Source organism: Amycolatopsis stemonae (genome assembly GCF_054781455.1).
This window is the reverse complement of sequence record NZ_BAAGUJ010000029.1, coordinates 13,033-39,044: the sequence shown is the minus strand read 5'-3', so window position 1 is coordinate 39,044 and position 26,012 is coordinate 13,033. Positions and strand designations below refer to the sequence as shown.

Annotated in this window: 30 protein-coding genes and 1 pseudogene; 14 read left to right on the top strand and 17 right to left on the bottom strand. The window is 71.2% G+C overall.

Annotated features, from left to right (window positions below):
* The 4 genes and pseudogenes from ACYVLJ_RS47460 to ctaE form a co-directional block, all read right to left on the bottom strand.
* Window positions 1-275 (bottom strand): annotated as a pseudogene (locus tag ACYVLJ_RS47460) (cytochrome b); the annotation flags it as partial.
* Window positions 272-1,426 carry a cytochrome bc1 complex Rieske iron-sulfur subunit gene (gene qcrA, locus ACYVLJ_RS47455; protein WP_451974195.1) on the bottom strand — a complete coding sequence of 385 codons (1,155 nt, stop codon included), beginning with the start codon at window positions 1,424-1,426 and terminating at the stop codon, window positions 272-274. The pseudogene ACYVLJ_RS47460 and the gene qcrA, both read right to left, overlap by 4 nt.
* On the bottom strand, window positions 1,423-2,241 hold the full coding sequence (gene qcrC / locus ACYVLJ_RS47450; protein WP_451974197.1) for a cytochrome bc1 complex diheme cytochrome c subunit: 819 nt from the start codon (window positions 2,239-2,241) through the stop codon (window positions 1,423-1,425). Before qcrC ends, qcrA begins: the two co-directional genes overlap by 4 nt.
* A gap of 62 nt (window positions 2,242-2,303) precedes the next feature.
* Window positions 2,304-2,927 carry an aa3-type cytochrome oxidase subunit III gene (gene ctaE / locus ACYVLJ_RS47445; protein ID WP_451974199.1) on the bottom strand — a complete coding sequence of 208 codons (624 nt, stop codon included), beginning with the start codon at window positions 2,925-2,927 and terminating at the stop codon, window positions 2,304-2,306.
* Between the two features lie 95 nt (window positions 2,928-3,022).
* On the opposite strand from ctaE, the gene ACYVLJ_RS47440 reads away from it, so the two are divergent.
* From ACYVLJ_RS47440 to trpD, 3 genes are read left to right on the top strand one after another with little or no spacing between them, the layout of a single operon-like run.
* Window positions 3,023-3,436, top strand: a complete 414-nt coding sequence (locus tag ACYVLJ_RS47440; RefSeq protein ID WP_451974201.1) for a hypothetical protein — start codon at window positions 3,023-3,025, stop codon at window positions 3,434-3,436.
* A gap of 60 nt (window positions 3,437-3,496) precedes the next feature.
* Window positions 3,497-3,907 (top strand): response regulator, encoded by a 411-nt coding sequence (locus tag ACYVLJ_RS47435; protein WP_451974203.1) that lies wholly within the window; start codon window positions 3,497-3,499, stop codon window positions 3,905-3,907.
* A gap of 5 nt (window positions 3,908-3,912) precedes the next feature.
* Window positions 3,913-4,947 (top strand): anthranilate phosphoribosyltransferase, encoded by a 1,035-nt coding sequence (gene trpD, locus ACYVLJ_RS47430; RefSeq protein ID WP_460443675.1) that lies wholly within the window; start codon window positions 3,913-3,915, stop codon window positions 4,945-4,947.
* Window positions 4,948-4,950: 3 nt separating this feature from the next.
* Here the strand turns inward: trpD and ACYVLJ_RS47425 are convergent, their stop codons facing one another.
* Window positions 4,951-5,904 carry a GlxA family transcriptional regulator gene (locus tag ACYVLJ_RS47425; RefSeq protein WP_460443674.1) on the bottom strand — a complete coding sequence of 318 codons (954 nt, stop codon included), beginning with the start codon at window positions 5,902-5,904 and terminating at the stop codon, window positions 4,951-4,953.
* 83 nt (window positions 5,905-5,987) lie between these two features.
* On the opposite strand from ACYVLJ_RS47425, the gene ACYVLJ_RS47420 reads away from it, so the two are divergent.
* Window positions 5,988-6,917 (top strand): DMT family transporter, encoded by a 930-nt coding sequence (locus tag ACYVLJ_RS47420; RefSeq protein WP_451974209.1) that lies wholly within the window; start codon window positions 5,988-5,990, stop codon window positions 6,915-6,917.
* Here ACYVLJ_RS47420 and ACYVLJ_RS47415 read toward each other — a convergent pair.
* Both ACYVLJ_RS47415 and ctaC read right to left on the bottom strand, forming a co-directional pair.
* Window positions 6,865-7,284 carry a cytochrome c oxidase subunit 4 gene (locus ACYVLJ_RS47415; RefSeq protein WP_451974211.1) on the bottom strand — a complete coding sequence of 140 codons (420 nt, stop codon included), beginning with the start codon at window positions 7,282-7,284 and terminating at the stop codon, window positions 6,865-6,867. The two genes, ACYVLJ_RS47420 and ACYVLJ_RS47415, sit on opposite strands and share 53 nt — an antisense overlap.
* A gap of 32 nt (window positions 7,285-7,316) precedes the next feature.
* Window positions 7,317-8,258 (bottom strand): aa3-type cytochrome oxidase subunit II, encoded by a 942-nt coding sequence (ctaC, locus tag ACYVLJ_RS47410; RefSeq protein WP_451974213.1) that lies wholly within the window; start codon window positions 8,256-8,258, stop codon window positions 7,317-7,319.
* Window positions 8,259-8,443: 185 nt separating this feature from the next.
* Between ctaC and asnB the strand changes: the two genes are divergently transcribed.
* On the top strand, window positions 8,444-10,378 hold the full coding sequence (asnB, locus tag ACYVLJ_RS47405) for an asparagine synthase (glutamine-hydrolyzing) (RefSeq protein WP_451974215.1): 1,935 nt from the start codon (window positions 8,444-8,446) through the stop codon (window positions 10,376-10,378).
* Between the two features lie 76 nt (window positions 10,379-10,454).
* Here the strand turns inward: asnB and ACYVLJ_RS47400 are convergent, their stop codons facing one another.
* Window positions 10,455-11,447 (bottom strand): carbohydrate kinase family protein, encoded by a 993-nt coding sequence (locus ACYVLJ_RS47400; protein WP_451974217.1) that lies wholly within the window; start codon window positions 11,445-11,447, stop codon window positions 10,455-10,457.
* A gap of 148 nt (window positions 11,448-11,595) precedes the next feature.
* Between ACYVLJ_RS47400 and ACYVLJ_RS47395 the strand changes: the two genes are divergently transcribed.
* A complete protein-coding gene (locus tag ACYVLJ_RS47395) occupies window positions 11,596-11,766 on the top strand; it encodes a hypothetical protein (protein WP_329050109.1) in 171 nt (56 codons plus the stop codon).
* A 62-nt stretch (window positions 11,767-11,828) separates the two neighbouring features.
* On the opposite strand, the gene ACYVLJ_RS47390 is transcribed toward ACYVLJ_RS47395, so the two are convergent.
* Window positions 11,829-12,206, bottom strand: coding sequence for a HesB/IscA family protein (locus tag ACYVLJ_RS47390; protein WP_086859636.1), 378 nt, complete (start codon window positions 12,204-12,206; stop codon window positions 11,829-11,831).
* Between the two features lie 146 nt (window positions 12,207-12,352).
* On the opposite strand from ACYVLJ_RS47390, the gene ACYVLJ_RS47385 reads away from it, so the two are divergent.
* Together ACYVLJ_RS47385 and ACYVLJ_RS47380 are read left to right on the top strand one after the other, a co-directional pair.
* Entirely contained in the window at window positions 12,353-13,000 is a 648-nt protein-coding gene (locus ACYVLJ_RS47385) for a DUF3043 domain-containing protein (RefSeq protein WP_451974218.1), read from the top strand.
* Between the two features lie 114 nt (window positions 13,001-13,114).
* A complete protein-coding gene (locus ACYVLJ_RS47380) occupies window positions 13,115-14,104 on the top strand; it encodes an aldo/keto reductase family protein (protein WP_451974219.1) in 990 nt (329 codons plus the stop codon).
* On the opposite strand, the gene ACYVLJ_RS47375 is transcribed toward ACYVLJ_RS47380, so the two are convergent.
* From ACYVLJ_RS47375 to ACYVLJ_RS47365, 3 genes are read right to left on the bottom strand one after another with little or no spacing between them, the layout of a single operon-like run.
* Window positions 14,101-14,313, bottom strand: a complete 213-nt coding sequence (locus ACYVLJ_RS47375) for a hypothetical protein (RefSeq protein WP_460443673.1) — start codon at window positions 14,311-14,313, stop codon at window positions 14,101-14,103. The genes ACYVLJ_RS47380 and ACYVLJ_RS47375 overlap by 4 nt on opposite strands.
* Complete coding sequence (locus tag ACYVLJ_RS47370; protein WP_460443672.1) at window positions 14,306-15,148, bottom strand: phosphoribosylaminoimidazolesuccinocarboxamide synthase; 843 nt, start codon at window positions 15,146-15,148, stop codon at window positions 14,306-14,308. The genes ACYVLJ_RS47375 and ACYVLJ_RS47370 overlap by 8 nt, the downstream gene beginning before the upstream one ends.
* A complete protein-coding gene (locus ACYVLJ_RS47365) occupies window positions 15,145-15,894 on the bottom strand; it encodes a GntR family transcriptional regulator (RefSeq protein ID WP_451974225.1) in 750 nt (249 codons plus the stop codon). The genes ACYVLJ_RS47370 and ACYVLJ_RS47365 overlap by 4 nt, the downstream gene beginning before the upstream one ends.
* Window positions 15,895-16,033: 139 nt before the next feature.
* Here ACYVLJ_RS47365 and ACYVLJ_RS47360 point away from each other — a divergent pair, with 139 nt between their 5' ends.
* On the top strand, window positions 16,034-16,495 hold the full coding sequence (locus tag ACYVLJ_RS47360; protein WP_460443671.1) for a hypothetical protein: 462 nt from the start codon (window positions 16,034-16,036) through the stop codon (window positions 16,493-16,495).
* Here the strand turns inward: ACYVLJ_RS47360 and ACYVLJ_RS47355 are convergent.
* Window positions 16,492-17,169: an IspD/TarI family cytidylyltransferase gene (locus ACYVLJ_RS47355; protein WP_451974229.1), complete on the bottom strand. Its 678-nt coding sequence runs from the start codon at window positions 17,167-17,169 to the stop codon at window positions 16,492-16,494. The two genes, ACYVLJ_RS47360 and ACYVLJ_RS47355, sit on opposite strands and share 4 nt — an antisense overlap.
* Window positions 17,170-17,243: 74 nt before the next feature.
* Between ACYVLJ_RS47355 and cobT the strand changes: the two genes are divergently transcribed.
* Window positions 17,244-18,320 (top strand): nicotinate-nucleotide--dimethylbenzimidazole phosphoribosyltransferase, encoded by a 1,077-nt coding sequence (gene cobT / locus ACYVLJ_RS47350; protein ID WP_460443676.1) that lies wholly within the window; start codon window positions 17,244-17,246, stop codon window positions 18,318-18,320.
* 57 nt (window positions 18,321-18,377) lie between these two features.
* Here the strand turns inward: cobT and ACYVLJ_RS47345 are convergent, their stop codons facing one another.
* Window positions 18,378-19,481, bottom strand: a complete 1,104-nt coding sequence (locus ACYVLJ_RS47345; protein WP_460443670.1) for a branched-chain amino acid aminotransferase — start codon at window positions 19,479-19,481, stop codon at window positions 18,378-18,380.
* A gap of 96 nt (window positions 19,482-19,577) precedes the next feature.
* Between ACYVLJ_RS47345 and ACYVLJ_RS47340 the strand changes: the two genes are divergently transcribed.
* The gene (locus ACYVLJ_RS47340) at window positions 19,578-19,877 is read left to right on the top strand and encodes a hypothetical protein (RefSeq protein ID WP_451974235.1); all 300 of its coding nucleotides are present in this window, start codon (window positions 19,578-19,580) and stop codon (window positions 19,875-19,877) included.
* Here ACYVLJ_RS47340 and ACYVLJ_RS47335 read toward each other — a convergent pair.
* Together ACYVLJ_RS47335 and ACYVLJ_RS47330 are read right to left on the bottom strand one after the other, a co-directional pair.
* Window positions 19,834-20,508 (bottom strand): DUF402 domain-containing protein, encoded by a 675-nt coding sequence (locus ACYVLJ_RS47335; protein WP_460443669.1) that lies wholly within the window; start codon window positions 20,506-20,508, stop codon window positions 19,834-19,836. The genes ACYVLJ_RS47340 and ACYVLJ_RS47335 overlap by 44 nt on opposite strands.
* The gene (locus ACYVLJ_RS47330; RefSeq protein WP_460443668.1) at window positions 20,501-21,349 is read right to left on the bottom strand and encodes a hypothetical protein; all 849 of its coding nucleotides are present in this window, start codon (window positions 21,347-21,349) and stop codon (window positions 20,501-20,503) included. Before ACYVLJ_RS47330 ends, ACYVLJ_RS47335 begins: the two co-directional genes overlap by 8 nt.
* 111 nt (window positions 21,350-21,460) lie before the next feature.
* Here ACYVLJ_RS47330 and ACYVLJ_RS47325 point away from each other — a divergent pair, with 111 nt between their 5' ends.
* Together ACYVLJ_RS47325 and ACYVLJ_RS47320 are read left to right on the top strand one after the other, a co-directional pair.
* Window positions 21,461-22,960 (top strand): M17 family metallopeptidase, encoded by a 1,500-nt coding sequence (locus ACYVLJ_RS47325; RefSeq protein ID WP_460443667.1) that lies wholly within the window; start codon window positions 21,461-21,463, stop codon window positions 22,958-22,960.
* 1 nt (window position 22,961) lies between these two features.
* Entirely contained in the window at window positions 22,962-23,954 is a 993-nt protein-coding gene (locus tag ACYVLJ_RS47320; RefSeq protein ID WP_460443666.1) for an SMI1/KNR4 family protein, read from the top strand.
* 131 nt (window positions 23,955-24,085) lie between these two features.
* Here the strand turns inward: ACYVLJ_RS47320 and ACYVLJ_RS47315 are convergent, their stop codons facing one another.
* The gene (locus tag ACYVLJ_RS47315) at window positions 24,086-24,430 is read right to left on the bottom strand and encodes an oxidoreductase (protein ID WP_451974245.1); all 345 of its coding nucleotides are present in this window, start codon (window positions 24,428-24,430) and stop codon (window positions 24,086-24,088) included.
* A gap of 182 nt (window positions 24,431-24,612) precedes the next feature.
* Here ACYVLJ_RS47315 and lpdA point away from each other — a divergent pair, with 182 nt between their 5' ends.
* Window positions 24,613-25,986 (top strand): dihydrolipoyl dehydrogenase, encoded by a 1,374-nt coding sequence (gene lpdA / locus ACYVLJ_RS47310; protein WP_451974247.1) that lies wholly within the window; start codon window positions 24,613-24,615, stop codon window positions 25,984-25,986.
* The last annotated feature ends 26 nt before the right edge of the window (window positions 25,987-26,012 follow it).

Below are 26,012 nucleotides of genomic sequence, written 5' to 3'. Positions count from 1 at the left end.
AGGCCCTGCATGTTCTTGAAACTGCCGTGGTAGACGACCTCCTGCATCGAGGGGTCGAAGAACAACGTCAGGTACACACCCGTGAGCAGCAGGATGATGAAGCTGTAGAGCGCGATCTCGCCCAGCAAGAACGACCAGTGCGTCGGGAACACCTTGTTCAGCTGGTGCCGCAGACCCTTGGCCAGGTGATACCGCTGGTCCGCGTTGTCGGCCGCGTCGCCCAGCGCCTTCTCGACCGGGCTCGACCCCTTGGTCGGCGTGGTGAGTGAACTCATGACTTACGCTCCCAAAAGGCCGGACCGATGGCCTCGATGAAGTCGCCTCGCGCGATCAAGTATCCCTCTTCGTCCACCGTGATCGGTAGCTGGGCCAGCGGCCGGGTCGCCGGGCCGAAGATCGGCTTGGCGTAGTGGAGGGCGTCGAACTGCGACTGGTGGCACGGGCACAGGATGCGGTTGGTCCGCTGCTCGTACAGGGAGGTCGGGCAGCCGACGTGGCTGCAGATCTTCGTGTACGCGTAGTAGTCGCCGAAGTTGAAGTCCTCCTGGCCGGCCCGCTTGACCACCTTGGCGGCGTCGGTCGGGCGCAGGCGGATCAGCATGACCGGGTTGTCGACGCGGGTGAGCGCGGCGGCCAGCAGCTCCGGCTTGCCCTTCTCCGAGTCGCGGTACGGGAAGACCGTCTCCATCGCGCCGGCGTCGAGGTCCTCGGCCTTGACCAGGCTGACCTCTTCGCCCTCTTCCAGGGGCTTGCCGGTGTTGCGGCGGAGGTAGACCTTCTCGCCGGGGAAGTTCGGCTGCCAGCCGGTGTGCCACAGCGAGTCGCGCGACTCGCTGTTCTTCCACGGGTTCTTGATGAACGACGCCAGCGGCAGCGCCGCGGCCGCGAGGCCGAGCGCGCCGGCACCGGCGATCGCCGAGCGCTTGATCAGCGATCGGCGGGCGATCGTGCTGCGGTTCCCGGCGTCGGCCAGGTGCGCGAGGATCGTCTGGCGGTCGACCTCGGCCGACCCCTCGCCCTGGTTGTCGCTGCGCTGCTGCACGGCGACCTCGGCGGGCACGAACTTCTTCGTGTACAGGATCACGCCGATGCCCAGGCCGAGGATGGCCAGGCCGAGCGTGATGCCGAGCATCGGGGTGTAGAGGCTGTACCAGAAGTGGCCGCTCTCGTTGTCCGGCGCCTCGTACTGCCACGGCCACCAGATGAGCGAGACCACGAACCCGATCCCGGCCAGGGCGGACAGCCCGAACCAGAACGCGACCAGGCGCTCGGCCCGCTTCTCCGCGCGGGTGCCCTCCACGGGCCACGGAGTCGGGTACTCGACGATCTCGACCCCGTCGAGCGCGCCGCCCAGCTTGACCAGCTGGTCCCGGTCCATCTCAGCCAGCTCCGCCTCCGTCGGCGGCTTCGGCCCCTCGGCACTCATGCCTTCGATCCAATCCACAACGTCACGCCGATCAGCGCGGCGATCCCGACGATAAAGGCGATCACGCCCTCCGAAGCGGGGCCGACCCCGCCGAGGCCGTTCCCACCCGGGTTGTTGTTGCCGTCCGACACCGACTTCACGTAGGCGACGATGTCCTTCTTCTCCTCCGGCGACAGCTGCCGGTCGGAGAACTTCGGCATGTTCTGGGGACCGGTGAGCATGGCCGTGTAGATCTGCTCTTCGCTGGCCGGGTCCAGGTTCGGCGCGTACTTGCCGGCGGACAGCGCGCCACCGCGGCCGGTGAAGTTGTGGCACGAGGCGCAGTTCAGGCGGAACAGCTCGCCACCGCGGGCCGGGTCGGAGCCGCGCAGGGCCTCGCCCTTCTCGGCGGGACGCTGCACGCCGCCGCCGTGCGCCTGGATGTAGGCGCCGACCGCGTCGATCTCGGCCTCGGTCAGCTTCGGCGGCTTCCGCTCGGCCTGCGCCTCCTGGCGCGCGGCGGGCATCCGGCCGGAAGAGGTCTGGAAGTACACCGCGGCGTCGCCGATGCCGATCAGGCTCGGGCCGCGGTCCTTGACACCCTCGAGGTTCGCGCCGTGGCAGGCGATGCAGGTGTTGTTGTAGACCTGCTCGCCGAGGCGCAGCTGCGCGGGCGTGCCCTGGGCCTGCGCGGTCTGCGGCTCCGGGGCGAACACGGCGTACAGGGCGCCGGCGCCCACCAGCGCGATACCGAGCGCGAGCAGGCCGGCGAACCGCCTCCGCAGCTTCGACCGCGCGCGGTAGCGGCGCTCCGAGGACTTGGTGCTGGTGGTCATCTTGCGGCAACCCTTGCTGTCAGTTCAGGCCGATGGTGATGGTGGTGGCGGCTGGGGCGGACCTACGGAAGGAGGTAGATCACACCGAAGAGGCCGACCCACACGATGTCGACGAAGTGCCAGTAGTAGGACACGACGATCGCCGACGTGGCCTGGGCGGGGGTGAACTTGCTCAGCTTCGTGCGGATGAGCAGGTACACGAACGCGATGAGCCCGCCGATGACGTGCAGGCCGTGGAACCCGGTGGCGAGGTAGAAGACCGTGCCGAACGGGCCGGACGGGATCGTCATCCCCTCTTCGACCAGGTTGTGGTACTCGTTGGCCTGGCCGCCGACGAAGATCGCGCCCATGATCAACGTGATGATGTACCAGCGGCGCAGCCCGTAGACGTCACCGCGCTCGGCCGCGAACACGCCGAACTGGCAGGTCAGCGAGGACAGCACGAGGATCACCGTGAACGGGATCGCGTACGTCACGTTGAGGTGGAACTCCTCGCCGTGCAGCGGCGGCGGCCACTGGCCGGACGAGTTCTGCGCCTTGACGGTGAAGAACATCGCGAACAGTCCGGCGAAGAACATCAGCTCGCTGGAAAGCCACACGATGGTGCCGACACTGACCATGTTCGGCCGGTTCAGCGAGTGGACCCGCTGACTGATGGTGGGAGCTGCCGTTGTCACGCGTCGCATTATGTCCTCTCGCACCGCCGCTCCGCCGGGTGGGTCCACGGCGAGCCGTCTGCGTAACCGATCACACCGGATGCCCGGGAAGGTGAGAGCTACTCATGGGTTTACTCGACCGGCTGCTTGACCTGGTCAAAAAGCGCGAAACCCCAGGTCTGACACCCGATACGCCCGGGTTGGAGATCGTCGCCGAGGCCTTCGACCCGGTCGTCGCCGACTCGGCCGTCCTCGCCGGTTCACCCGCTTGGGTCAGCACGGCACCGGCCGTCCTGCGGCACCACCTGCTCCTGCCGCCGGGCCGGCTCGCGGAGGCGGCGTCGATCCTCGCCCAGGACGGCTACGAGCTGCGGGAACAGTCCGCGTCGGGCGACCTGGCGCGGGTGCACGCGGTGCGCGTCCAGGTGCTCGACGCGCTCCACTGCGCCCAGGAACGGTCCCGGATGGCCGGTCTCGCCCAGCGATTGGGCGGCGACGCGCTGGGCTGGGACGCGCAACAGCCGGAGCCGACCGCGTGATGTCGGTCTCGGCCGATACGATCCAGGCAGACGTGTGGTGACGAGTTGGAGGCGTGCCTGATGGGCGAGCGGTCGATGCGGGTCCTGGTGTTCAGCCACAAGGCGGAGGTGCGCGAGGCGATCGTCAACGCGGTCGGCCGGCGGCCCGCCGCCGACCTGGACCGCGTCGACTACGTCGAGGCGGCCGGGATCGCCGACGTGCTGTCCGAGGTGGACGAGGGGAACGTCGACCTGGCGATCCTCGACGGCGAGGCCCAGCCGACCGGCGGCATCGGCCTCTGCCGGCAGCTCAAGGCCGAGATCGCCGACTGCCCGCCGATCGTGGTTTCCGTGCGGCGCAAGGACGACCGGTGGCTGGCCACCTGGTCGCAGGCGGACGCCGTGCTGGTGCACCCGCTGGACCCGCTGACCGCCGCGGAGACCGTCGCCGACGTGCTGCGCGCGCGACGGGTCCCCGCCGTGAACGGCTGAGCCCGGTGGCCACCCCGGTCCCCCGCACCTGGCCGCCGCTGCTCAAGCAGCTCGTCGCGCGCGTCGACCTGTCCGAGGAGGACACGGCGTGGGCGATGGACCAGATCATGAGCGGCGCGGCGAGCCCGGCCCGGATCGCCGGGTTCGCGGTGGCGCTGCGCGCGAAGGGCGAAACGCCGGCGGAGATCGCCGGCATGGCGGCGACGATGCTGGCGCACGCCCGCCGCGTCGAGCTGGACCGCCCGGCCGTCGACATCGTCGGCACCGGCGGCGACGGCTCCAACTCGGTGAACATCTCGACGATGGCGACGATCGTCACAGCGGCGGCCGGCGCCCCGGTGGCCAAGCACGGCAACCGCAGCGCGTCGTCGAAGTCCGGCGCGGCCGACGTCCTGGAAGCCCTCGGGGTGACGATTTCCCTGCCCCCGGAGGACGTCCAGCGCAGCCTGACCGAGGTCGGCGTGGGGTTCTTCCTGGCGTCGGCGTTCCACCCGGCGCTGCGGCACGCGGGCCCGGTCCGCGGCGAGCTCGGCATCCCGACGACGTTCAACCTGCTCGGCCCGCTGACCAACCCGGCCCAGCCGGGCAGCGCCCTGATCGGCTGCGCGTACGAGGACAAGACGCACGTCCTGGCCGAGGTGTTCGCGCGCCGGGGGACGACGGCCCTGATCGTCCGCGGCGACGACGGCCTCGACGAGATCACCACGACGACGACCTCGTCGGTCTGGGTGGTGTCGGGCGGAACCGTGACGAAGACGACGCTCGACCCGGCCGCCCTGGGCGTGCCCCGGGCGACGGCGGACGACCTGCGCGGCGGTGACGCGGCGTCGAACGCCCAGGTGGTCCGCGAGCTGGTGGGCGGCAAGCCGGGGCCGGTGCGGGACGCGGTGCTGATCAACGCGGCCGCGGCGCTGGCGGCGTTCACGGGCTTCTCTGCGTCCTTGGAGGACGATCTGCGCGCCGGCCTGGCGAAGGCGGCCGAGGCGATCGATTCCGGCGCCGCGGCGGCGCTCCTGGACCGCTGGATCGCCTTCGCCTGAGCCTCAGCCGCGGAAGGCCGCGCGGTACGACGTCGGGCTCGTGCCGCGCAGCCGGGTGAACTGGTGCCGCAGCGCGGCCGCCGACGCGTACCCGCACGCCACCGCGATGTCCTCCACCGACAGCCGGCCCTCCTCCAGCAGCGCCTGCGCCCGGTCCAGGCGCCGCTCGGTCAGCCAGCGGTGCGGCGTGGTCCCCGTCGCCGCCGAGAAGCGGCGCAGGAACGTCCGCTCCCCCAGCCCGCTCCGCCGGGCCAGTTCGGCCACCGTGAACGGCCGGTCCAGCCGCCGCTCCACCCACTCCAGGGCCTCCGCCACCACCGAGTCGTCCGGGACGGACGGGACCGGGGCCTGGACGAACTGGGCCTGACCGCCCGCCCGGAACGGCGCCGCCACCATCCGGCGGGCCAGGGTCGTCGCCGCCGTGACCCCGCGCAGCCGGCGGACCAGGTGCAGGCACAGGTCGACGGCCGCGACCGTGCCCGCGCTCGTCAGGATGCCGCCGTCGTCCTCGTACAGGGCCTGCGGGTCCACCCGGGCGGCGGGGAAGCGGGCCCGGAACTCCGCCTCGTAGACCCAGTGGACCGTGCAGCGACGGCCGTCCAGCAGGCCCGCGTAGCCCAGCGTGAACACCCCCGCGCAGAACCCCGCCACCCACGCTCCCCGGGCGGCCGCGTCGCGCAGTACGTCCAGCAGGTCCGCGGGCGGCGGTGCCGTCCGCGGTGCGCACGTCGGCACGATCAGCAGGTCGGCCGACTCCGCGAAGTCCAGCCCGCGGAGCCCGGACAACCCGAACCCCGACCAGCTCGCGACCGGCGCGCCCGCCGGCGAGCAGACGCCGAACTCCCAGCCCTCGATGCCGTCGGCCGTGCGGTCGGTGCCGAACACTTCGCACGCGACGCCCAGCTCGAACGGCGAAACGTGGTCGGCCAGCACCACCGCGACCCGGTTGACGTCCATGCCGGCCAGCATGTCACAAGTTTTGCGGCCGTTGTCATCTCTGACACTGGTTGAGCGACGCCGGCCCGGCGAACCTGGACGCCATGACGAACTCCGAAACCCGCCCGCTGCTCCAGTGGTCCGCGGCGATGGCGATGTCCGGCACGATCGGTGCCGTCGTCCTCGAGAGCGGCGCGGCCGCACCGGCCGTGGCCTTCGCCCGCTGCTTCGTCGGCGGGGCGCTCCTGGTGATCTGGTGCTTCGCGCGCGGCTGGCTGCCCGCCTGGCGGCCGTCCCGGCGCGACCTCGGCCTGGCCGTCCTCGGCGGCCTCTTCCTGGTCGGCAACTGGGTGCTGCTCTTCGCGTCCTACGCGCTGTCGTCGATCTCGGTCAGCACGGTCGTCTACCACACCCAACCGCTGATCCTGGTCGGCTTGGCGGCGGCATTCCTCGGCGAGAAGGTGGCCAAGAGCCACCTGGCCCGGGCCGCGATCGCGTTCGGCGGGGTAGCCTTGATCTCCCTGTCGGCGCACGGCGAGGACGGCAAACCCGTGCAGCTGGCCGGGATCGGGCTGGCACTCGGCGCGGCCGTGCTCTACGCCGGCGCGTCCTTCGTCGCGAAGCAGCTGAAGCACATCCGCCCGCACCTGCTCGCGGCCGTCCAGACGACGGTCGGCGCGCTCGTGCTGGCACCGTTGCTGCTGGTCACGCCGCTACCGACGAACCCGCGGGGGTTGCTGTGGCTGGTGCTGCTGGGCACCGTCCACACGGCGCTGATGTACGTCCTGATGTACGCGAGCATCGGCAAGCTGCCGACCACGACGGTGGCGCTGCTGTCCTACCTCTACCCGGTGGTCGCGGTGCTGGTGGACATCGCCTTCTACGGCCACCGCCCGACCTGGCCCGAGGCACTGGGCATGCTCGCGGTACTGGCCGCCGCACTGAGTCCTCAGCGCAGCGGCCAGTCGGGAAAAGCGCAGGTCAGTCGTGCGACGGACCCGTGTGGTACTCGAACACCAGCCCGCCGATCGTGATCAGCAGCGCGACCAGCGCGATGACGAGCAGCCAGATGTGGAAGAACGCCAGGGCCAGCGCGGCGAGGGCCGCGGTGGCCGCCATGGCGACCGGCCAGTAGCTGCCCGGGCTGAAGAAGCCCAGCTCACCGGCGCCGTCGCTGATCTCGGCGTCTTCGCGGTCTTCCGGCCGCGGCTCGATGCGGCGGGCGACGAACTGCATGTAGCTGCCCGCGAGGAACGCCAGGCCACCGGTCAGGAACAGCGCGACGATGCCGACCGGCTCCGGGCCGTGGGTCGCGGCCAGCGCGGTCCACACCCAGTACACGACCGCCATGAACACGGCGAAGACCGCCACGATGAAGAAGATGCGCGCTTCGACCTTCATGGGTCTTTCCTACTCCTGTTGTTCTGGCGACGTCAGTTGGACGCGGTCCGTGCCGTGCGGTCGGTGTTGAACGGCTGCGTGGTCACCGCGTGCGGGGTGCACAGCTCGCCGCAGTTCATCTTCGCCAGCGCCTCGGACGCCGTGAACGCCTGGCCGGTGGCCGGGTTCGTCTGCTTGCGCAGCTCGATGTACTGGTCGTACTTGTCCGGCGACAGCGCCCGGACCTCGAAGTTCATCACCGAGTGGTACGTGCCGCACAGCTCCGCGCACCGGCCGACGAAGGAGCCCTCGCGGTCGATCTTGTTCTGGAAGGAGCTGTCCTGGTTGTTCTTGTCCGGGTTCGGCATGACGTCCCGCTTGAAGTGGAACTCCGGGACCCAGAAGGAGTGGATGACGTCGGTCGAGATCAGGTCGTACTCGATGGTCTTGCCGACCGGGAGCACGAGCAGCGGGATCTCGCCGGACGAGCCGACGGTGCTGACCTGCTGGCCGTCCGCCTTCTTGGCGTTGGCGTCCTCGTACTTGAACTCCCAGTTCCACTGGAAGGCCACGACCTGGACCTTGACGTCCGGGTTCGGGATCTTGTCCAGGACCTTCGACTCCGTCGTCGCGGTGAAGAAGAACAGGACGCAGACCATGATCGTCGGGACGACGACCGTGAACAGCTCGAGCGGGATGTTGTACTGGAACTGCCGGGGCAGCTCCTCCGGCTCGCCGTCGGCGGTCTTCTTCTTGCGGTGGAACGTCGCGGTCCAGAAGATCAGGGCCCACACGATGGCGCCGACGATCAGCGCGGCCACCACGGTCCACGTCCACAGCGTGCGCATCTCGTTCGCCTGCTGCGTGACGCCGACGGGCCAGCCGAACCGCAGGATCTCGTCGCCGGAGCAGCCCGTCGCGGTCAGCGCGACCAGCACCGCCAGCGCGGCGACGCGCAAGGTCCGCTTCCCCAGGGTGCGCTCGGGTTGTCCCACTGCGCCTCGCCCTTTCACCCAGAGCCTCCTACGACCGATCTTTGTGACAGGGCGGAGCCTAGCCGAGTTGGCGGTCCGCGCTGACCAAGGGGTAACCATCGACGCGCGTGTTACTCGCCACGGCCTGCCCGGCATACTGAGGCCTTCCCCAGCCCGGTGATGAGCCTGAAGGTGTGTGAGTACCCGTGTGCGGCCTGCTTGGACTGATCTGCGCGACCGAGACCGGCGCGGCGAACGCGCGTGACGCCGTGGGCGCGGCGATGCGCTGCCAGCGCCACCGCGGCCCCGACGAGCAGGACACCTGGGCCGACGCCGAGGTCGTCTACGGCTTCAACCGGCTGGCGTTCATCGACGTCGAGCACGCCCACCAGCCGCTGGTCTGGGGGCCGCCGGAGGCGCCGGGGCGCTACACGATGAACTTCAACGGCGAGATCTACAACTACCTGGAACTGCGGGCGGAGCTGGCCGAGAAGCACGGCGCGAAGTTCGAGACCGAGGGCGACGGCGAGGCCATCGTCGCCGGCTTCCACTACCTCGGCGCCGACTGGGTCAAGCGGCTGCGCGGCATGTTCGCCTTCATGATCTGGGACTCCCAGGAGAAGAAGGTCTTCGGCGCCCGCGACCCGTTCGGCATCAAGCCGCTCTTCTACTCCGCCGGCCCCGGTGGCGTGGCGTTCTCGAGCGAGAAGAAGAGCCTGCTGGAGCTTTCGGACGTCCTCGGCGTCGCGCAGGAGCTGGACCGCACGGCCCTGCAGCACTACCTGGTGCTGCAGTACGTGCCCGAGCCCGAGTCGCTGCACACCGCGATCCGCCGCGTCGAGTCCGGGACCTCCTTCGAGGTCGCGCCCGGCGGTGAGGTGAAGTTCACCCGCTACTTCCACCCGCAGTTCGCCGCGAAGCCGGTGAACACGCAGGCCGAGGCCGAGGCGCTGCACCAGCGCATCGCCGACGTGATGCGCGACTCGGTCGGCAAGCACATGATCTCCGACCCGGACGTCACGGTGGGGGCCTTCCTGTCGGGCGGCATCGACTCCACGGCCACCGCCACGCTGGCCAAGGAGCACAACCCGAACCTGATCGCGTTCACCACCGGGTTCGAGCGCGAGGGCTACTCCGAGGTCGACGTCGCCGCCGAGTCGGCCGCCGCGATCGGCGTCAAGCACGTGGTCCGGACGGTCTCGGCGGACGAGATGATGGAGGTCCTGCCGCTCATCGTCTGGTACCTCGACGACCCGGTGGCCGACCCCGCGCTGGTCCCGCTGTGGTTCATCGCCCGCGAAGCCCGCAAGCACGTCAAGGCCGTGCTGTCCGGCGAAGGCGCGGACGAGCTGTTCGGTGGCTACACGATCTACAACGAGCCGATCTCGCTGGCGCCGTTCGAGAAGATCCCCGGCGGCATGCGCAAGCTCATCGGCAAGGTCTCGACGAAGATCCCCGAGGGCACCCGCGGCAAGGACCTGCTGCGCCGCGGCGCGCTGCCGCTGGAGGACCGCTACTACGGCAACGCCCGCAACTTCCGCGACGACCAGCTGCGCAACGTCCTGAAGACCTACCAGGAGGGCGTGGGCTTCAAGGACGTCACGGCGCCCTGGTACGACGTCTCGCGCGGCTGGGACCCGGTGGCCCGCATGCAGCACGTCGACCTCTACACCTGGCTGCGCGGCGACATCCTGGTCAAGGCCGACAAGGTGACGATGGCGAACTCGCTGGAGCTGCGGGTGCCGTTCCTCGACGCCGAGGTGTTCAAGGTCGCGGCGTCGATCCCGCTGGACCAGAAGCTCGCGCACGGCACGACGAAGTACGCGCTGCGCCAGGCCCTGGCCAAGATCATCCCGGCGCACGTGCTCAACCGCCGCAAGCTCGGCTTCCCGGTGCCGATCCGGCTGTGGCTGCGCAACGAGATGTACGACTGGGCGAAGGGGATCATCAACGATTCCCGGACCGAGGACCTGCTCGACAAGAAGGCGATCCTGGCGCTGCTGGAGGAGCACAAGGCGGGCCAGCTGGACCGCAGCCGCCAGCTGTGGGCGCTGATCGTGTTCATGCTGTGGCACGGCATCTTCGTCGAGCACCGCATCAAGCCCGAGATCCCGGAGCCGGTCTACCCGGTCAAGCTCTGACCCCCGCTCGCTGAAAAGCCGTGAATGGCACATTGAGGGACTTGAAGTCCCTCAATGTGCCATTCACGGCTTGGGGTCAGGCCGCGGGCAGGACCACCGAGATCTCCTCGGCCGCGTCCGGGCCGAAGGCCTCGCCGATGCGGGCCAGGGCGTCGGTGCGGTCGAACGTCCACTCCTGGGTGCCGACCGTCTCCAGGACCAGCACCGCGATCAGGGAGCCCAGCTGGGCCGCGCGCTCGACGTTCAGGCCGCCGTCGAGGCCGGCCAGGAAGCCCGCGCGGAAGCCGTCGCCGACACCCGTCGGGTCGGCCTTGGCGCGCTCCGGGACGGCGCCGATCTGCAGGGCGAGGCCGTCCTTGCCGACGATCTCGACGCCCTTCTCCCCCAGCGTCGTGATCCGCATGCCGACCTGGCCGAGCACGTCGGCCTCGGTCCAGCCGGTCTTCTGGAGCAGCAGCTCCCACTCGTAGTCGTTGCTGAACAGGTACTTCGCGCCGGCGACGAACGCGCGCGCCTGCTCGCCGCTCATGCGGGCCAGCTGCTGCGAGGGGTCGACGGCGAACTCGTAGCCGCGCTGGCGGCACTCCTCGGCGTGGCGGACCATGCCCTCCGGGTCGTCCGGGCTGATCAGCACCAGGCTGAGGTCGCCGGCGCGCTCGGCGATGGGCAGCAGCTCGATGTTGCGGGACTCGGCCATCGCGCCGGCGTAGAACGTCGCGATCTGGCAGAGGTCCTCGTCGGTGGTGCAGACGAACCGAGCGGTGTGCGCGACCTCCGACACGTGCACGCCGGAGGTGTCGACGCCGTGCCGCTCCAGCCAGGAGCGGTAGTCGGCGAAGTCCGCGCCGACGGCACCCACGAGCACCGGCTGCACGCCGAGCACCCCCAGGCCGAAGGCGATGTTCGCGCCGATGCCGCCGCGCCGGACCACGAGGTCGTCGGCGAGGAAGCTCAGCGAGACCCGGTGCAGCTGTTCCGCGACCAGCTGCTCCGCGAACCTGCCCGGGAAGTGCATGAGGTGGTCGGTCGCGATACTGCCGGACACCGCGATCCTGGCCTTGTCTGCCACCGGCTGCTCCTTTGTGCTCGACCTCACGGCAAAAGGCGCGAAGTTACCACCGGGTCGTGACCCATCCGGGTAGTTCGCGCGCGCCCAACCGACACTACCGGCTGGTACTCCTTCTCCAGTCGAGAGCGGATCAATAGCGTTACGAATCGTGAACGCCGTCACCGAACCCGAGACCCTGTCCGAGCTGATCGCCGACTGCGCGCTCATCCCGGCGACCCTGCAGGCCGAGAACCTGCCGTTGCCCCGTTCGGCGGCCAAGCCGTGGCAGGTCGACGAGGCGTGCCACGCGCAGGTCGCGGAGCTCGACGCCTACGTGTAACCCCCGGACGCAGCAGAAGGGCCCCGCACCGAGGTGCGGGGCCCTTCTGGCGTAGCCGTGGCTCAGTGGAACGAGTCGCCGCAGGCGCAGGAGCCCGTGGCGTTCGGGTTGTCGATCGTGAAGCCCTGCTTCTCGATCGAGTCCACGAAGTCGATGACGGCTTCCGACACGTACGGCGCGCTCATCCGGTCCACGGCGACCTTGAGGCCGTCGAAGTCGCGGAACAGGTCGCCGTCGAGCGTGCGCTCGTCGAAGAACAGCTGGTAGCGCAGGCCCGCGCAGCCACCGGGCTGGACGGCGATGCGCAGGTGCATGTCGTCGCGGCCCTCCTGCTCGAGCAGGGCCTTCGCCTTGGCAGCCGCGGCGTCGGTCAACGTGACGCCGTGGGTCTCCTCGGCGGTCTCGGCCTGCGTCGCGCCGGCGTGCTCAGCGGTCGTCATGGCACTCCCTCAAAGTTCGAACTCGCTGCGGATACTCCTCGTGCTGACGTCTTCAACACCCGGAGCGTCCGATCTGTTCCCCCACCATGGTCGCACATGGATCGACCTGGTGAACGGCGGCGTGACGCCTGCAATACCCTGGTGAGGTGAGGTTCCTGCGCCGAAGCACCACAGACACCGCCGCCGAAGAGCCGGAGACGACGGACACCGTCGACGTCGGGGGCAAGGCGTTCACGCCCGGTAAGGGCAAGGCTACGCCGAAACGCCGTGACGCGGAGGCGAAGAAGCGCGGCCCGGTCGCGCCGCCGCCCACCACGATGCGTGAGGCGATGAAGCGCAACAAGGAACTGCGCAAGTCGAACCCGCAGACGAAGGAAGACCGCCGCGCGGCGGCCAAGCTCCGCCGCGACCGCATGATGGCGGGCGACGACAAGTACCTGCTCCCGCGCGACCGCGGGCCGGTCAAGGCGTACGTCCGCGACCTGGTCGACACGCGCCGCAACCTGCTGGGCCTGTTCATGCCGCTGGCGATCCTGGTGTTCCTGGCGCTGCTGGTGCCGCTGCCCCAGGTCCAGTCGTACATCACGCTGCTGTGCACGGCGCTGCTGCTGGTGATGGCGATCGAGGGCTTCGTGAACGGCCGGAAGATCGCGAAGCTGGCGCGGGAGAAGTTCCCCAAGGAGACGGTGAACGGCCGCTCGATCGGCTGGTACGCGTTCGTCCGGGCGTCCCAGATCCGCCGGCTGCGGGTGCCGAAGCCGCGGCTGAAGCCCGGGGACGCGATCCCCAACTGAGCCGGTTTCGAGAAGCCGGGTGGGCCGGACGGCCCACCCGGCTTCTCGCTGTGTGCGGTTGGAGTCACTCCAGGGTCGTTAGCAAAGCGAACGATTTCCGCCTAGGCTGGGCACATGGAGTTTCGTCGTCTCGGCCGCAGTGGCCTCAACGTCAGTGAGATCTCGTACGGGAACTGGCTCACCCACGGTTCCCAGGTCGAGGAAGACCAGGCGCACGCCTGCATCAAGGCCGCCCTCGACGCGGGGATCACGACCTTTGACACGGCAGATGTCTACGCCAACACCGCCGCCGAGTCCGTTCTCGGGCGCGGGCTGAAGGGGCAGCGGCGGGAGAGCCTCGAGATCTTCACCAAGGTCTTCTGGCCCACCGGCCCCAAGGGGCCCAACGACAAGGGCCTGTCCCGCAAGCACATCCTCGAGTCGGCCAACGCCTCGCTGACCCGGCTCGGCACCGACTACGTCGACCTCTACCAGGCGCACCGGTTCGACCGGACCGTGCCGCTCGAAGAGACCATGCTCGCCTTCGCCGACCTCGTGCGCCAGGGCAAGGTGCTCTACGTCGGCGTCTCCGAGTGGACCGCCGAGCAGATCTCCCGCGGGGCCGCCCTCGCGCGCGAGCTGAAGATCCCCTTCGTCTCCAACCAGCCGCAGTACAACATGCTCTGGCGCGTCATCGAGGACCAGGTCATCCCGGCCTCCGAGCGCGAAGGCATGAGCCAGATCGTCTGGTCGCCGATCGCGCAGGGCGTGCTGACCGGCAAGTACAAGCCCGGGCAGGACTACCCCGCCGGCTCCCGCGCGACCGACGAGAAGGGCGGCGCGAACATGGTCGCCCGGTTCCTCGACGAGAACGTCCTCAAGCGCGTCGCCGAGCTCGAGCCGCTCGCGAAGCAGGCCGGCCTCTCCCTCGCGCAGCTCGCCGTCGCGTGGGTGCTGCAGAACCCGAACGTCGCCTCGGCGATCATCGGGGCCTCCCGTCCCGAGCAGGTGCACGAGAACGTCAAGGCGGCCGGCCAGAAGCTCGACGCCGACCTGCTGAAGGCCATCGACGACGTCCTCGGCGACGTCGTCGAGCGCGACGCCACCCTCACCAAGAGCCCCTAGTCCTGGTTGATCCGGCCCTGGAACGGCACCCCGAGGTCGAGCGCGTCCTCGGGGGCCATCCGGGGCTCCAGCCCGAACCCGCGCAGGAGCCGGCCGGCCCCCGCCAGCCGGTCGCCGCCGCGGCCGGGCACGCGCGTCGGCGAAAGCCCGCGCGAAACCAGCAGCGTCTCGACGTCGTCGATCAGCCGGTACGGGTCGTAGTCACCCACGGACCCAGGTCTTCCCCGTGATCCGTTCGTAGACCTCGGTGTAGCGCTGCCGCGTCTGCTCGACGATGTCCGCCGGGATCTCCGGCCCGGGCGGGGTCTTGTCCCAGCCCGTCGTCAGCGACCAGTCGCGGACGAACTGCTTGTCGAACGCGTGCTGCGGGCGGCCCGGCTCCCACTCGTCGGCGGGCCAGAACCGCGACGAGTCCGACGTCAGGACCTCGTCGCCCAGCGTCAGCGTGCCGTCGACGTCGAACCCGAACTCCAGCTTCGTGTCCGCGATGATCACGCCCTGCTTCGCCGCGTGTTCGGCGCCCTTGGTGTAGATCTCCAGCGTCAGCTCGCGGAGCCGCTTCGCGGTGTCCTCGCCGATCTCGTTCAGTACCTCGTCGAAGGTCATGAACTCGTCGTGGCCGGTGTCGGAGATCTTCGTCGTCGGCGTGAAGATCGGCTCCGGCAGCTTGTCGCCCTCGACCAGTCCCGGCGGCAGCGAGACGCCCGAGATCTTGCCGTCGCGCTGGTATTCGCGCAGGCCCAGGCCGGCGAGGTAGCCGCGGGCGATGCACTCGACCTGGACCATCTTCAGGGGCTTGCAGCGCATCGCGCGCCCGGCGAACTCCGCCGGGACGTCCGTCGTCGACACCACGTGGTTCGGGACCACGCCGGACATCCGGTCGAACCACCACGCCGACAGCTGGTTCAGCAGCGCGCCCTTGTCCGGGACCGGCGTCGGCAGCGAGACGTCGTAGACCGAGACCCGGTCGGACGCGACCAGCAGGATGTCCCCGCCGTCGAGTTCGTACAGGTCACGGACCTTGCCCGCGTGGATGTGCTTCATTCGCCGTCCTCAGTCGTGTACTCGTAGAAAACCCAGTGGTCGGGCAGGGCGGCGGACTCGCCGTACTCGACGACCGTGCCGTCGGCCGCCAGGAACGTGCTCCGGCCGAGCAGCACCGGCGACCCCGCCGGCACGCCCAGTTCGGCCGCTTCCTCCTCGCCCGCGCGGCCCGCCGCGTGCCGTTCCTGCGTCGTCGCGATCTTCGTGCCCAGCCGGGCCGCCGCGTGGGCCGACGTGCCCTCGACGATCCGCTCCGCCACCAGCAATGCGGGCGCCTTGGCCGACAGGACGCCGTCGAACCACGACGTCGACGTCGACAGCGGGCGCGAATCCGGCCCGTACGTGGTGCGGCGCCGCCGGATCGCCGGGGCGCCCTCCTCCAGGCCCAGGGCCGCCGCGGCGCGCTCGGACGCCGGTTCGAGGCCGGCCGAGCGGATCACGGCGTAGTGGCCGGGCGGGTAGATCCGGCCCGTGCGCGCCGACGCGGCGTTGCGGTCGCGGGCCGTGCGGTGCAGGCCGCCCCGGTCGACGACCGTACCGACCCCGCGCACCGGGCGCACGAGCCCCTGTGACCGGAGCGTGGCCAGCACCTTGGTGGCCGTCGCCATGGCGACGGCCCACGTACGCGCGATCTCGCGGGCGGACGGCACCGCGTCACCCTCCTGCAGCCGGCCGGAGAGGATGTCCTCACGGATCCGGCCCGCGATCTGCAGGTAGGGCGGCTCAGGACGGTCGAGGGTGGGCAAGGCGGCTCCTCACGCCGGACTTCACGCACAAGTGTTCTAGCACGCCAGGGTGTCGGAGACAAAGCCCTGATCAGAACCACCCAGGTGTACTAGTACACAAGCTGGACTGCGCTCTAGTACGCAAGTTACCCTCGAAAGTGTGTCCCCGCCCACAGCACACAGCGGCTCCAGCGGCCAGGGCCTCGAGCAACTCCTCGAGGAGCTCCGGCGCCGCAAATGGGTGCTGCACCTGTTCGGCGGCCGCGAGGCGCCGGAGATCTACGCCGCGGTGCACCGGTGGCCGACGTGCGCCGACGTCATCATCCTCCGCGACGAGCACCGGGCCAGCGCCTACCGCGTGCCGACCTTCCCCGGCACCGACGTCTTCGGCCCGCGGGTGGTCACCTGGCAGTACCACGCCACCCCGGTGTGGACGCTGCGCGCGGTGCTCACCCTCGCGGAGCCCGGCACCCCGGGCGCGCCGCTGCAGGCCCTGCGCCCGCAGCCGGGGTGCCACATCCCGCCGGAGCTGCGGCAGGACGTCACGGTCCGGCCGACCGGCACCGCGCTCGAGACCGAGCGGGAGGGGGACGACGGCGGCGGCCCGCCGGCGTGCGCCTAGCGCGCGAGCAGGCGCTCCGCGACCACCAGGTCGTGGGGGTAGGTGATCTTGAGGTTCTCGGGAGCCCCCGGGACCCAGCGGATCGGCAGTGAGGAGAACCGCTCCATGCAGGACGAAGTGTCCGTCCCCAGAAAGCCTTCCCGCTCGGCCTCTTCGTAGGCCTCGAGCAGCGGTCCGGCCCGGAAGCCCTGAGGCGTCTGGACGCGGATCGCGCCGGGCACCTGGGCGACCAGGTGCCCGGCATCCACTCCGACGACGTCGTCGGCGGCCAGGCCCGGCACAGCCCCCCCGTCCTCGCGTGTCCGGGTCAGCACCGCTTCGACGAGTCGCGGGTGGACCAGCGGCCGGGCCGCGTCGTGCAGCAGCACGGCGTCGACCCGGCCGCCTGTTATCCGGGGGGCCAGGTGCCGCAGCGCGTTGAGCTCGGAGGCCTGGCGCGTGTCGCCGCCGTGCACGATCTCGACGTCGCCGCCGGCCACTTCTTCGGCAAGCTCGCGGTCCTGCGGCCGGATCACGAGCACCAGCACGCCGATGCCGGGAACGCGCTTGAAGGCGTCCAAGGACCAGGCGACCACCCGCCGCCCGGCCAGGGGCAGGTAGACCTTGTTCAGCTTCGCGCCGACGCGGGTGCCCGCGCCGCTGGCCAGCACCACCGCGGCCGCCGTCGTCTCCACGAGCCGCGAGACTACTGGGTGATCCGGAGCGGTAGGTTGGCCGCAGCGTTGCCGTGGACGAGAAAGGGCCTGGTGTGGAGCCGGACAACATCGAGTTCCCCGAGATCACCCCGCCCGACGACCACGCCCGGTCCGACGCGATCGCGTTGCACGACAAGCTGGTCAAGCCCGCCGGGTCGCTGGGCAGGCTCGAGGAGCTGGGCGTCTGGATCGCGGCGTGCCAGGGCCAGTCGCCGCCGCGGCCGTTCACCCGGCCGCGCGTGATCGTCTTCGCCGGTGACCACGGCATCGCCGCGAAGGGCGTCTCGGCCTACCCCGCCGAGGTGACCGGGCAGCTGCTGGGCACGATGCTCACCGGCGGCGCCGCGATCAACGTGCTGGCCGCCGCCGCGGGCGCGAGCGTCCGGGTGGTCGACATGGCCGTGGACACCGAGGCGCCGGCGACGCGCTCGATCGGCGAGTACAAGGTCCGCCGCGGCTCGGGCTCGATCGACGTCGAGGACGCGCTGACCGCCGAGGAGGCGAAGAAGGCGATCCGCGCCGGCATCGCGATCGCCGACGCGGAGGTCGACGGCGGCGCGGACCTGCTCATCCCGGGCGACCTCGGGATCGCCAACAGCACGCCGGCGTCGGTCATCGTGGCGGCCCTGACCGGCACCGAGCCGGTCGCGGTCGTCGGCCGCGGCTCCGGCATCGACGACGAGGCGTGGATGCGCAAGGCGACGGCGGTGCGCGACGCGCTGCGCCGGGCCCGCGCGGTGCTGGCCGACCCGGTCGCCCTGCTGCGCACCACCGCGGGCGCGGACATCGCGGCGATGGCGGGCTTCCTGGCCCAGGCCGCGGCCCGCCGGACGCCGGTGGTCCTGGACGGGCTCGTCGCGTGCGCCGCGGCGCTCGTCGCCGAAGACCTCGCGCCGGGCGCGCGGCGCTGGTGGGTCGCCGGGCAGCGGACGGCCGAACCCGCGCACGCGCTCGCGCTGGAGCACCTGGACCTGGGCCCGCTGCTCGAGCTGGACGTCCGGCTCGGCGAGGGCACCGGCGCGGTGACGGCACTGCCGCTGCTGACGATGGCCGCCCGCGTCCTGGCCGAAACCGCCACCCACGAGCAGGCGGGCGTCTCCGGCCCGGTCATCCCCGCCACCGCCACCTGACCCCGGACGTCATGAGGGCACCTTCACGGACGTGAAGGTGCCCTCATGACGTGAAGATCAGCCGAGCGGGACCATCCAGTGGTCCGCGTCGGGACGGGTGCCCTCCTGGATGCCCGTCAGCTCTTCGCGCAGCTTCATCGTCAGCGCGCCCGGCTGCCCGTCGGCGATGGTGAACTCACCGTTCGCGTGCTTGACGTGGCCGACCGGGGTGATCACCGCCGCCGTGCCGCAGGCGAACGTCTCGGTCAGCTCGCCCGAGGCCGCCGCCTTCTCCCACTCCTCCGTGGAGATCCGGCGCTCCTCGACCTTGTACCCGAGCCGCGAAGCCAGCTGCAGCAACGACTTGCGCGTCACGCCCGGCAGCAGCGAGCCGGTCAGCTCGGGCGTGACCACCCGGGCGTTCTCGCCGGAGCCGAAGACGAAGAACAGGTTCATCCCGCCCATCTCCTCGACCCAGCGCCGCTCGACGGCGTCGAGCCACACCACCTGGTCGCAGCCCTTCTCGACGGCCTGCGCCTGCGCGACGAACGACGCTGCGTAGTTGCCGGCGCACTTCGCCGCGCCGGTGCCGCCGGGGGCCGCGCGCACGTACTCCGTCGACAGCCAGACGCTCACCGGCTTCACGCCGCCGGAGAAGTACGAGCCGGCCGGGGACGCGATGACCGTGTACACGTAGTCGGCGGCCGGGCTGTTGACGCCGAGCCCGGTGGACGTCGAGATCATGAACGGCCGCAGGTACAGCGAGTCACCCTGCCGGGTGGGCACCCACCGGCCGTCGACGGCGACGAGCTCGCGCAGCGACTCGACGAAGACGTCCTCGGGCAGCTGCGGCATCGCGAGCCGCTCGGCCGACTGCCGGAACCGCGCGGCGTTGGCGTCCGGGCGGAACGACGCGATCGAGCCGTCCGGCTGGCGGTAGGCCTTCAACCCCTCGAAGATGGCCTGGCCGTAGTGCAGCACCGATGTCGCCGGGTCGAGGGTGAAGGGCGCGTACGGGCCGACCTGGGCGTCGTGCCAGCCCTCGGCCTTCGACCACTTCACGGTGACCATGTGGTCGGTGAAGAAAGTACCGAACCCGGGTGCTTCGAGTACCTCCGCGACACGGTCCGCGCTCGCAGGACTCGGGTGCGGGACATGGGCGAACTGTGTCGTGGTCGTCATGGCAGGAGGATACCGCTTGGTCGGAGGCGCGTTAGTCGGATGTCCCACTGTTCCGGGTGGTCCGCGCCCTCGCCGTGACCGCTCTAGTATGGCCGCGTGACCTACTCCACGCAGCCGGTGCCCCGGCCCAAGACCGCCGGGGCCGACGTCAAGACGTTCGTCACCGCGGTGCTGCTGACCTTCGGGGTCGGCCTGCTCGGCATGGTCGGCTGGGCGGTGCTGTCCAGCGGCTTCGGCGGCTTCCTCGGCCTCGTCGCGGGCGTTTTCGGCGTCGTGTGGTGGCGGACCGTCCACGGCAAGGTGGTCTTCCCGAAGGTGATCCCGACGAAGTCGGTCGTCATCCTCGCGGTGGTCAACGCCGTGTTGGCCCTGATCCTTTTCCTGCTGGCGGGCTGAGCTCCCCGAGCAGGCCCGCGGGCAGCTCCGGCGCGGGCCACGCCGGGTCCGGCCGGAAGTCCGTGCCGGTGCCGTCGAACGGATAGGCGCCGCGTTCGGCCAGCGCACCGATCCGCTCGCCCTCCGCGCGCAGCCGGTCCAGCTGCTCGCGCGTCAGCCGGCCGGCGTCGATCGCGACCTCGGCCTCGTCTTCGTCGTCCCAGTGCCAGGCGCCGTCGCGGTCGACGACGACGTCGAGCACGCCGTCGATCCGGTCGACGCCGCGCGGGTGCCTGCCGAGCGGCACCTCGAGGTTGACGTACCAGTTCGTGAACCGGCCGGCGGCGTCGAAGAACCACCAGACCGACGACCATTCGTCGTCGGCGACGCGGCGCAGCGTGGACGTGCGGTGCCAGAAGTCCGGCACCGGCACGCGCGGGATGCGGAACCGCTGCTCCAGCGGCGCCTCCCCCATGTGCCTGCCGTCCACGAGCCGGCTGCCGACGATCGGCGTGCCCGCCGGGATCCAGCCGAGCAGCACCCGGCCGTCGTCCTCGAGGACGCGCAGCGGGTGGATCTGGCCGATCGAGCCGTCCGGGCGGTGGAACCGTTCGAGCACGGTCTCCCCCGGCCGCCAGCGTCGGTCACTCACGCACCCCACTGTACCTGCGCGCGCGTACGCCCAGTAGCAGCTCGATCACGGTGACCAGGCCGGCGACGACCAGAACGGGCAGCGCCGGCAGGAAGTACGCGGCCACCGCGGCGACGGCGATCCCGGCCAGGCCGCGCACGCCGGCGCGCTCGCGGACCTCGGCCCCGGCCGCGAGCGCGGGCACCACGGTCGCGACCACGGCGACGACGGTGAGGAGCGACTGCAGCGAGTCCGCGTCGGCGGCGGACAGCAGGTCGCGCAGCGACGTCAGGGACAGCCCGAGCCGGACCGCGCCGAGCTGGTACAGCGCGGCGAAGGCGGCCAGCACGGCGACCGCGCTCAGCAGGAGCACGCGCCGGCCCGCGTTCTCGCGTCCCGCCGGCCGCAGGAACGGCAGCGTCACCACGGCCGCGACGAGCACGCCCGCGAAGTCCGGGACCTGGAGCCCGCCCCCGGCGGTCGCCACCGGCGGCACCGCGACGCACACCACGACCAGCGTGAGCCCGGCCAAGAGCAGCGCCACACCCACGGCCCGTACGACGAACGTCGGGATCTTCAGCCCGGCGAACCCGGCGCCGGTGATCACCACGGCGAAGGCCGCGGCGGCCACTTCGCGGTGCGCGGGAAAGACGTAGGCGCCGAACGCGATCGCGTAGACCGTCACCTCCGCCAGCCGCGCCACCGCCACCACGACCCGGTCGACCAGCGCATCCCCGGGTTCCGGGACCCGCGCCGTCACCCCCGCCGCGATCGCCGCCAGGACCAGCCCGGCGAGCAGCCACCAGCCGGCGCCCGCCGCCCCGGCCGCCAGCACCACCAGCAGCCCACCGCCCAGCCGCACGGGGCGCCTCCCTCTCCCTCTGTTCACGCGTGGTTCGGTCGTCATTAGCATGGCTCACGATCCCGACCGGGCCGGCGCCCGGTGCCACCGCGAACGCGCGAGGAGCCAGAAGTGACCGTGCCTAAGCTCGCCCTGTCCGACAACACCGGGGAGGCACTGGCCAAGACGCGCGCCGACGTGGTCGTCATCGGCACCCTGCAGGGCGAGGACGGCCCCCAGCTCGCCGCCGGCGCCGCCGCGGTCGACGCCGCCTTCGACGGCCGGCTCGCCGGCCTGCTGGCCACCCTCGGCGCGAGCGGCAAGGCCGAAGAGGTCGTCAAGCTGCCGACGCTGGGCAAGCTGCCCGCGGGCGTGGTGCTCGCCGTCGGCCTCGGCAAGGCGGGCGACGCCGTCACCCCCGAGCAGGTCCGCCGCGCCGCCGGGGCCGCCGGCCGCGCGCTGGCCGGCACCGACCGCGCGCTCGTCACGCTGTCGGAGCTCGACCTGCAGGCCGCCGTCGAGGGCACCGTCCTCGGCTCGTACGTCTTCACCGCCTACCGCTCCGAGAAGGGCGACGCCCCGGTCGCGAAGGTCGACTTCGCGAGCCCGGCGGACGGCACCGCCCGCGAGCACAAGGCGACGCTCAAGGCCGCGACCAGCATCGCCGAGGCCGTGCTGACCGCCCGCGACCTGATCAACACCCCGCCGAACGACCTCTACCCGGCCTCCTTCGCCGACCGCGCGAAGAAGCTGGCCGAGGACAACGGCCTCGAGTTCGAGGTCCTCGACGAGAAGGCGTTGAAGCGCAAGGGCTTCGGCGGCATCCTCGGCGTCGGCGGCGGCTCGTCCCGCCAGCCGCGGCTGCTGCGCCTGGCCTACAAGCCGGCCAAGGCCGCCAAGAAGGTCGCGCTGGTCGGCAAGGGCATCACGTTCGACTCGGGCGGCATCTCGCTCAAGCCCGCCGCGAACATGGACCACATGACCTCGGACATGTCCGGCGCGGCCGGCGTGCTCGCGTCGGTCGTCCTGGCCGCGAAGCTGAAGTACCCGCTCGAGGTCGTCGCGCACATCCCGCTGGCGGAGAACCTGCCCTCGGGGACGTCGTACCGCCCGGGTGACGTGCTGACCATGTACGGCGGCAAGACCGTCGAGGTCCTCAACACCGACGCCGAAGGCCGGCTCGTCCTGGTCGACGCCATGGTGCGCGCGGCCGAGGAGAACCCGGACTACCTGATCGAGACCTCGACGCTGACCGGCGCCCAGGTCGTCGCGCTCGGCAACCGCACCGCCGGCGTGATGGGCTCGGACGACTTCCGCGACCGCGTCGCCGCGATCATGCAGGCCACCGGCGAAAACGGCTGGCCGATGCCGCTGCCGGAGGAGCTGCGCGCCGACCTCGACTCGCGCCTGGCCGACCTGGCCAACGTGACGGGCCACCGCTGGGGCGGCATGCTCGCGGCCGGGATCTTCCTGCGCGAGTTCGTCGCCGACGGCCTCGACTGGGTCCACATCGACATCGCGGGCCCGTCGTTCAACACCGGCTCGCCGTGGGGCTACACCGGCAAGGGCGGCACGGGCGTCCCGGTCCGGACGATCGCCGCGGTGCTGGCGGACATCGCCGCCAACGGCTGAGTTGGAGCCCGGCGAATACCTCGAAACGGCGGTCAGGGACGTCCTGACCGCCGTTTCGTCCACTGTGGACGACCAGGTCGGGTACGCCGCCCTGCTGCTCGCGGTCACCGGCGCCCTCGACGAGGCCGACCGGCTGGCCGGGCAGTGGCTGGCCCGCGCGGATCGCCCGGTCGACGCGCTCGCGGCCGGCCCGGTGCGGGCCCGCGCGTGGGCGATGCTCTTCGAGGCGCGCGGTCAGCGTCCCGAATGGGCTTCCGGACTGTCCCCACTGGACCTCGACGCCGAAGAGCGCGCGCACACGGCTTCGCTGCGCCGCCCGGTTTCGGACCTCGAAGGCGTCGTCCCGCCCGGCCCGGTCGCCGAGGTGGTCAAGCAGGTGGCGCCGGCGCGCCCGGACCGCGTCCGCACGGCCCTGCTCGACGGGGACCTGGCGGCATGGGCCGCGCTGTCCGGGCCACGCCCCGACGTCGCGACCCTCGCGGCGACGCGCGCCTTGGCCCCCGCGCTGGTCGCCGGCGCGGACCCGCTCGGCCTGCGCGACTGGGCGCCATCGTGCGCGGGCGCGCTGGTCGCGGCGCTGCACGAGCGGTACCCGCCCGACCTCGGGACCTGGCCGGAGCTGATCGCGGAGATCATGCGGCTGCGCGGCGGCTCGGCGGGCTCGCTCCTGCGCGGCCGCTCCGCCCTCCCGCCCCCGGCGTCGGAGGCCGCGATCCACTCGGCGGAGCTGCGCCTGGGCACCGAGTTGCCGCCCGACCACCGCGAGTTCCTCCGCACGTGCGACGGCCTGCCCGCCGACGTCGTCTTCCCCCGCCTCCTGGGCACGGCGGAACTGCGCGCCGAAGACGGCGTCGTGGTGCTCGCAAACCCGGCGGTGCTGCTGCTCTCGGCGGGCCACGTGGTCGAGGTCGACCCGGTCCTCGGCACGACGGTCCACCCGTCGTTCCGCGCGGCACTGGTCAAGCACGCCACGCTGCTCGCCCAGGCCGGCTGACCGTGTCGACCCTCCAATCACGCGTGTCGGCTTTCTGAACACGGCCGTCCCGGACGCGGGGTGTGCGCGAAGGGTCGACACGCGTGATCAGGAGGTCGACACGCGGCGGGGGCTTCGGGCGGGACCGGGTCCTAGACCTGCCCGCGCTTCTTGCGCTCGGTGTACTCCCGCATCCGCTTCGGGTAGCCGACCCGCGCGACCTCGTACACCGGGATCGACCGGCGGTGGCCGAACTGCTGGGCGGCCTCCAGGCTGCCGATGCGGCGGCGGGTCCATTCGCCGTCGTGGGCGATCAACACCACAGTGGTCTCGGTGACGTTCGTCTTCGGCTCGACGAAGGCCTCGACACCCCGGCGCGAGGCGATCCACTCCTCGAGGTGCCGGGTGTCGCCGGAGCTGGCTTTCCGCAGCGTACCGGCCCGTTGACCACCCTTGGCCCGCCTGCGCAGCGAGTCGAAGAGCCCCACCACGACCACCTCTCCTCCCGAGACTTACCCCACTCATTATCCCGATGTCCGCGTGTGGTCGGTGTCGCACACCCGGCTAGGTCGCAGCCCCGTCCGGCGTAGTGACAAGATGGCGGGTGTCGCGCGCGCGGTTATACCGCGCGAGGGCGACGACAGAGCATCACCCCACTGCTTGCCGAGGAGTTATACAAGTGACCGACACCTCCGCCGACCTCGTGATCCTGGGAGGCGGATCGGGCGGCTACGCCGCGGCGTTCCGCGCGGCCGAGCTGGGCCTTTCCGTCACGTTGATCGAGAAGGACAAGCTGGGCGGGACGTGCCTCCACCGGGGCTGCATCCCGACCAAGGCCCTGCTGCACGCCGCCGAGGTCGCCGACGAGACCCGTGAAGCCGAGGCGGTCGGCGTCAAGGCCGCCTTCGAGGGCATCGACATCGCCGGGGTCAACAAGTACAAGGACGGCATCGTCGCCCGCCTGTACAAGGGCCTGCAGGGCCTGGCCAAGGCGCACAAGGTGAACCTCGTCGAGGGCAGCGGCACGTTCGTCGGCGGCACGACCGTCGAGGTGGACGGCACCCGCTACACCGGCAAGAACGTCATCCTCGCCACCGGTTCGTACTCGCGCACGCTGCCCGGCCTGGAGCTCGGCGGCCGCATCATCGCCAGCGAGCAGGCCCTCTCCCTCGACTACGTCCCCAAGAAGGTCGTGGTCCTCGGTGGCGGCGTGATCGGCGTCGAGTTCGCCAGCGTCTGGGCCTCCTTCGGCGTCGACGTGACGATCGTCGAGGCGCTGCCGCGGCTGGTCCCGAACGAGGACGAGTTCGCGTCCAAGCAGCTCGAGCGCGCCTTCCGCCGCCGCAAGATCGCCTTCAAGACCGGCGTGAAGTTCACCGGCGCGAAGCAGGACGACAACGGCGTGAGCGTCTCGCTGGAGTCCGGCGAGACCATCGAGGCCGACCTGCTGCTGGTCGCCGTCGGCCGCGGGCCCAACTCGGCCGGCCACGGCTACGAGGAGGCCGGCGTCAAGATCGAGCGCGGCTTCGTCCTCACCGACGAGCGGCTGCGCACGAACCTGCCGAACGTCTACGCCGTCGGCGACATCGTCCCCGGCCTGCAGCTCGCGCACCGCGGCTTCCAGCAGGGCATCTTCGTCGCCGAGGAGATCGCCGGGCAGAACCCGCGCGTCATCGACGAGAGCGGCATCCCGCGCGTCACCTACTCGCACCCGGAGGTCGCGTCGGTCGGGCTGACCGAGTCGCAGGCGAAGGACAAGTACGGCGCCGACGTCACGACGTTCACCTACGACCTGGGCGGCAACGGCAAGAGCCAGATCCTCAAGACCTCCGGCGGGGTCAAGCTGGTCAAGGCCCCGGACGGCCCGGTCGTGGGCGTCCACATGGTCGGCGACCGCGTCGGCGAGCTGATCGGCGAAGCGCAGCTGATCTACAGCTGGGAGGCCTACCCCGAGGACGTCGCGCCGCTCATCCACGCGCACCCCACCCAGACCGAGGCCCTCGGTGAAGCGTTCCTCGCCCTCGCGGGGAAGCCGCTGCACGTGCACAGCTGACGTCCCACCAGCAGAATCCAGACCAC

Coding starts and splice junctions, on each gene's coding strand:
- ACYVLJ_RS47345 (WP_460443670.1), bottom strand. CDS start 19,481: ATGACGACCACGACACAGTTCGCCCATGTCCCGCACCCGAGTCCTGCG.
- ACYVLJ_RS47420 (WP_451974209.1), top strand. CDS start 5,988: ATGACGAACTCCGAAACCCGCCCGCTGCTCCAGTGGTCCGCGGCGATG.
- ACYVLJ_RS47415 (WP_451974211.1), bottom strand. CDS start 7,284: ATGAAGGTCGAAGCGCGCATCTTCTTCATCGTGGCGGTCTTCGCCGTG.
- ACYVLJ_RS47370 (WP_460443672.1), bottom strand. CDS start 15,148: ATGAAGCACATCCACGCGGGCAAGGTCCGTGACCTGTACGAACTCGAC.
- qcrC (WP_451974197.1), bottom strand. CDS start 2,241: ATGACCACCAGCACCAAGTCCTCGGAGCGCCGCTACCGCGCGCGGTCG.
- ACYVLJ_RS47380 (WP_451974219.1), top strand. CDS start 13,115: ATGGAGTTTCGTCGTCTCGGCCGCAGTGGCCTCAACGTCAGTGAGATC.
- qcrA (WP_451974195.1), bottom strand. CDS start 1,426: ATGAGTGCCGAGGGGCCGAAGCCGCCGACGGAGGCGGAGCTGGCTGAG.
- ACYVLJ_RS47390 (WP_086859636.1), bottom strand. CDS start 12,206: ATGACGACCGCTGAGCACGCCGGCGCGACGCAGGCCGAGACCGCCGAG.
- ACYVLJ_RS47440 (WP_451974201.1), top strand. CDS start 3,023: ATGGGTTTACTCGACCGGCTGCTTGACCTGGTCAAAAAGCGCGAAACC.
- ACYVLJ_RS47425 (WP_460443674.1), bottom strand. CDS start 5,904: ATGGACGTCAACCGGGTCGCGGTGGTGCTGGCCGACCACGTTTCGCCG.
- ctaE (WP_451974199.1), bottom strand. CDS start 2,927: ATGCGACGCGTGACAACGGCAGCTCCCACCATCAGTCAGCGGGTCCAC.
- ACYVLJ_RS47435 (WP_451974203.1), top strand. CDS start 3,497: ATGGGCGAGCGGTCGATGCGGGTCCTGGTGTTCAGCCACAAGGCGGAG.